The sequence below is a fragment of the Novosphingobium sp. genome, assembly GCF_049240505.1.
Classification (GTDB): Bacteria; Pseudomonadota; Alphaproteobacteria; order Sphingomonadales; family Sphingomonadaceae; genus Novosphingobium.
Window position 1 is genome coordinate 1 of the sequence record NZ_JBMLSM010000183.1, and the last position, 4,860, is coordinate 4,860.

Annotated in this window: 3 protein-coding genes; all 3 read right to left on the bottom strand. The window is 61.8% G+C overall.

Annotation, left to right across the window (positions count from 1 at the left end; translation table 11 throughout):
- Positions 1 to 53: 53 nt before the first annotated feature.
- The gene (locus ACOVQ0_RS14920; RefSeq protein ID WP_421886052.1) at positions 54 to 2,894 is read right to left on the bottom strand and encodes a M16 family metallopeptidase; all 2,841 of its coding nucleotides are present in this window, start codon (positions 2,892 to 2,894) and stop codon (positions 54 to 56) included.
- Positions 2,891 to 3,820: a restriction endonuclease gene (locus ACOVQ0_RS14925; RefSeq protein WP_421886055.1), complete on the bottom strand. Its 930-nt coding sequence runs from the start codon at positions 3,818 to 3,820 to the stop codon at positions 2,891 to 2,893. The genes ACOVQ0_RS14920 and ACOVQ0_RS14925 overlap by 4 nt, the downstream gene beginning before the upstream one ends.
- A gap of 151 nt (positions 3,821 to 3,971) precedes the next feature.
- The gene (gene purC / locus ACOVQ0_RS14930) at positions 3,972 to 4,757 is read right to left on the bottom strand and encodes a phosphoribosylaminoimidazolesuccinocarboxamide synthase (RefSeq protein ID WP_039332937.1); all 786 of its coding nucleotides are present in this window, start codon (positions 4,755 to 4,757) and stop codon (positions 3,972 to 3,974) included.
- Positions 4,758 to 4,860: the final 103 nt, after the last annotated feature.

Genomic DNA, 4,860 nt, shown 5'->3' on the forward strand with positions numbered 1-4,860 from the left:
GCCGAGAAGCTTCCTGAGGCAATCCCGGCGATGCAACCTTATGTCATCTGGCTCTAGGGTAGCGTTGCGCCTTCGGGCAGGACCAGCAGTTCCACTGCCTTTTCCGGCGCAAGATAGCGTCTGGCCAAGGCTTGCAGATCGGCGGCGGTGATCTTTTCCAGCCGGGCGCGGGCGGCCTTGGCGCGCGCCAAGCGATCGGGGTGGGATTGGGCGTTTTCGGCCAGCGCCATCCAGCCGCTGTTGGTTTTCAGCGCGTTGTCGATCCGCTCAAGCATCGGTGCGCGGGCGCGTTGGAGGACATCGGCATCGACCGGCGCGGCGGCGAGCGCGCGCATCGTTTCGACCAGCGCGGCGCGGGTGGCGGGCACGTCTGCCAGATCGACCGAGGCGTTGATGGTGAATGTGCCATAGCTGGTCCAGACGCGGCTCAAGGCGCTGGATGCGCCGGGGCTGTAGGCCTTGCCCAGCTTTTCGCGCACGGTATCGAGCACTTCGATCCCGACCACGGCATCAAGCAGCGAAAGGGCGACCGCTTCGTCCGCGTCGCTATCGTCGCGGGTGGGCCAGACCATGCGAACGATGGCCTGATTTGGCTGCCCTGTATGGCGGATTTCGCGCAAGGTCCGCGTTGCGGTGAAGCTGCGCTGGCGTTGGGCGGTGTAGGGGCGGAAATCGGCTTCGCGTTGCGGAAGGGCGCCGAATGTGCGGGCTACAGCCTCGATTGCGGCGGCCTCATCGATATCGCCCACAATCGCGATTTCAAGAGCGCCGTTGGTCAGGCGATCGCTCAGCGCGGCGCGCAGCTTGGCGAAGCTCAGCGCGGCGTAGTCTTCCTGCTTTTGCAGGGTGAAGCGCGGGTCGTTGTCGGACAGGATGCCGCCGATGCTGTTGGCCAGCGCCGCGCCGGGGGATGAGCGCAGGCGGGCGAAGAAGTTGGCGATGTTCTGGCGATAGGCCACCTCGCCTTCGGCGCGATAGCCGGGATCAGTGATCAGCGCGGCCCAGAGTTGCAGTTGCAGTGCCAGATCGCGCGGGGTGGTTGAGGCATCGGTGGCGAAAGTATCGCCCGAAAGGCCAAGTCCCAGCGCGACCGAACGCCCGGCCAGCAGCGTTTGCAGATCGTCCTCACTGTGCTTGGTCAACCCTCCGCGCGCGAGGACGGCGGTCATCTCGGTCACCAGCGGATCGGCCTTGCTGTCCAGCATCTCCCCGCCATCAAGATTGAGGCTGAGCTGCACGCGGTCCTTCGCCAGATCGGTGCGTTTGAGATTGAGGCGGACGTTGTTGGCAAAGCGGATCTGGCGGATGCCGTAGAGCGGTTCGATGGTATCGGAAACGACCGTGCCGGGCGGGCCAAAGTCGGTGTAGGCGAATGCTACGGGGGCAGGGACTTCGCCCGCCGAAGCCTTGGCACGGGTGGCTTTGGCGAAGGTCTGACGCAGTGCCTTCTCGCCGCCGGCGGGCGGGGTCCGGCCCTGAAAGCGGATCAGGGGATCTTTGAGCGGTACGGCCTCTGCCTTGAGCGCGGCCATGACCGACTTTGGCGTGATCGTGCGCGCGAACTGGTTGAACCGGTCGAGGCCCGATTGCGGCGTGGTGGGCACCTGATCATCGCGCACCAGCGCCAGCGCGGCGGCGACCAGCGTGCCGTGCGAGCGGGTGTCAGCCCCGGCGGCACCGTTTTCCAGCGCGGTGCGGATGTTGGCGACCTGCTCGTCGATCTCGGCCTGCGTGAAGGTGCCGGACAGCGCGCGGGCGTAGGCGCCAGTGGCGGCGTCGAACCCGCGCTGCCAGCCGCCGTCCACGGTATCGACAATGAGGTTGGTGGTGCGGCCGATCTCGAATACGTCGCTGGTGCCAAAGCCAGCGCCGCGGAACGGCGGGTCGGGCACGCGGCTCATGCGCTGAAAGCGGCGGTTGACCGCGCCATAGCCGATCTGGCGCAGCAGAGCGGTGCGACGGTTGGCCACGGTGTCAGGCTCGTCCAGCCAGCGTCCGTGGCGCGATGCGGTGACGCGCTCGGACAGTGACGGATCGATGTGGATGTCGGTCTGCGCCTTGTGCTTCGGATCGACCTTGCCCTGATCGGGGCGGGGCGTTGCGGGCTTTGGCTGCCAATCGGCAAAGCGGGCGCGGATCGCGGCTTCGACCGCATCTGCATCGAAATCGCCGACGATGACCAGCGTGGTGTTCGACGGCACATACTCGCGCGCCCAGAAGGCTTTCAGCGTATCGGCGGTGGAGGCATTGAGCGCCTCGATCGTGCCGATGGGCAGGCGTTTGGGGTAGGTTGCCTTTGGATAGAAGAACGCGATCTGGTCTTCCAGATTGGTGCGCTGCCAGCCTTGCCCGTCGCGCAGTTCTGACAGCACGACGCCGCGTTCGCGCGCCAAGGCTTCTGGATCGAAGGTCAGTTCGCTCGCCGTTTCGCGCATCAGCATCAGTGTGGTGTCGAGCAGTTTGGGATCGGCGCGCGGCAGATCGAGCATGTAGAGCGTCTGTTCGAACGAGGTCTGCGCGTTGGTATCGGCACCGAACGACAGGCCATTGCGCTCCAGCAGCTTGATCATTTCGCCTTCGGGCACATGGGTGGAGCCGTTGAAAGCCATATGTTCGACAAAATGGGCAAACCCGCGCTCGCTTTCGCTTTCGTCCAGCGAGCCGGTGGCAATGTCCATGCGCACCAGCGCGGTGCCAGCGGGCGTGGCGTTGCGGCGGATGATGAAGCGCATCCCGTTGGGAAGCTGGCCATAGCGGTAGGCGGGGTCGGGCGGCAGGTCGCTCTGCTGGAAGGCCCATGTGGGTTTTGGGGCACTGGTTACCGCTGCGGGCTGCGCGGCGCAGGCGGCGAGAGACAGGGCGGCGGTGAGGGGGAGCAGGCGGCGGAGGATCATTGGTCTTCCGAGAAGAAATCTTCGTCGACCCGTTTGACTTCGATTGCCCTACTAACACGAACGCCTACGCCGAATTCTATCATCAATTCAGTTAGACGCGCGCCATCAATCAGTATGACACGTTGCTGCAATCCCTTCGCATAGTCTATGGCTTGTTTGCTGAATGCAGAGGTCGTTACGAATACGCCCTTGGATGCACCGATGCCGACAAGGCTGCCTACAAACCCCTGAACATCTGGCCGACCGATACTTATCCCAAGACTGTAGCGCTTTGCTTGGACATAGATTCTATCAAGGCCCAGCCGGTCTTCATCAATCACGCCGTCGATGCCACCGTCGCCACTTTTGCCAAGTTGGCGAGCTGCGTTTTCGTGCGAGCCTCCGTATCCCATTGCAACAAGCAGATCGACGATCAGCCGTTCGAAGAAGGACGGAGTTTGTTCGAGAACGCGCGAGAGTAGGTCAGCCTTTAGCGCCTTTGTCAGCAACGCGTGGGCAGCATCGATCTGCTCTTCAGGAGTCGATTCAGAATCTGATGCGGTGGACACCGCATCAGCAATATCTGGCACAGATGCCGCATTCGAAAATTGGCTGTAGTATTCAGCAAATGCCGGAATTTTCTTAAGCGTAGTCAAGTCGATCCTGTCAGGATTTGAGGCCAGAAGCGATTTTCCATCCTCCGACGCTACGAACACGCCTCGCTTGGGCGACGATATCAAACCGGCTTTGGCCATGTGGAACTTGGCCCAGTGAATACGATTGTGAAGTAGGCGTTGTTTTCCGCTTGGGAGCATTTCTTCCCGCTCTGCTTCAGTCAGAGCCATTTGCTCAGCTATCAGTTCTGCTGCTTCTGGGACTTTGATGAGACCATTTGCCGCAATTTGAAGCACCGGCAGCATGAGCGTTTGATAGTCGGGAATTGCCATTTGTATCCGATAGCAAGGGCCTGCGCGTAAGCACAAACAAAAACCCCCTCCGTTGCCGAAGGGGGTTTTAGGGGATTTACCCCTCGGTCAGCCGATTTGCGGCTACCAACTCCCCATTTGTGCTTCGCAAAAACGGGAAGGGTTGGGCGGTTTACTTCTTCCCGCGCAGCTTGCGGTGCGCGCCAAGGTCGAACACTTCGCTGGGGCCGCCGTCGTTTTCCAGCAGACCAAGGCGGCGGGCGACTTCCTGATAGGCTTCTTCTTCGCCGCCCAGATCGCGGCGGAAGCGGTCCTTGTCGAGCTTTTCGCCAGTGGTCATGTCCCACAGGCGGCAGCCGTCTGGGCTGATTTCGTCAGCCAGGATCACGCGGCTGTAATCGCCATCCCAGATGCGGCCGAATTCGAGCTTGAAATCGACAAGGCTGATGTTGATCGCCGCGAACATTCCGCAAAGGAAATCGTTCACGCGGATCGCCATGCTGGAAATGTCCTGCATTTCCTCGTTCGATGCCCAGCCGAAGCAGGCGATGTGCTCTTCAGCGATCATCGGATCGCCCAGCGCATCGTCCTTGTAGTAATATTCGATCAGGGTGTGCGGCAGCGGCTCACCCTCTTCGATGCCGAGGCGCTTGGAAATCGAACCCGCGGCGATATTGCGCACGACCACTTCGATCGGGATGATTTCCGCCTGCCGCACAAGCTGTTCGCGCATGTTCAGGCGGCGGATGAAGTGGGTGGGGATGCCGATGTGGGCAAGCCGCGTGAACACATATTCGCTGATGCGGTTGTTGATCACGCCCTTGCCGTTGATCGTGCCACGCTTCTGCGCGTTGAACGCGGTGGCATCATCCTTGAAATACTGGATGATCGTGCCCGGTTCGGGGCCTTCATAAAGAATCTTGGCCTTGCCTTCGTAGATCTGGCGGCGACGGGACATGGTATCGTCTTCCTGCACGGCGCCGGGCACATGCGCCCGGCCAGAATACAAAACCCCGGCATCGCGTTGGAGGCGAATCCATCGCAAGCGCCGGGGCGTTCTT